Origin of the sequence: Bacillus cereus group sp. N6, from assembly GCF_016483705.1 — a bacterium.
GTDB lineage: Bacteria > Bacillota > Bacilli > Bacillales > Bacillaceae_G > Bacillus_A > Bacillus_A wiedmannii.
This window is the reverse complement of the sequence record NZ_JAEHBI010000354.1, coordinates 1-233: the sequence shown is the minus strand read 5'-3', so window position 1 is coordinate 233 and position 233 is coordinate 1. Positions and strand designations below refer to the sequence as shown.

Here is a 233-nt window from a genome sequence, read left to right as displayed (position 1 = left end):
GCTTCAAGGTGATAAAGTGTTTAAAGAGCAAGAAGTAAAAGCTGATCAAGAAGGAAACTGGAACTTCAGTTTCAAAGATCTTCCGAAGTACGATGAACAAGGAAAAGAGTTCGAGTACAAATTAAGTGAAGTAAAAGTGAAAGACTATGAAGTAAAAGTAGACGGAACAACAATTACGAATACTTACAAGAATAAGGACAAAACAGAACTAAGTGGCAAGAAAGTCTGGGAAC

At 35.6% G+C, this 233-nt stretch carries 1 protein-coding gene; it reads left to right on the top strand.

Annotation, left to right across the window (positions count from 1 at the left end):
- Nucleotides 1-16: 16 nt before the first annotated feature.
- Nucleotides 17-233: Cna B-type domain-containing protein (locus tag JDS99_RS31560; RefSeq protein WP_345943256.1), on the top strand; the 217-nt coding region annotated here is incomplete at its 3' end.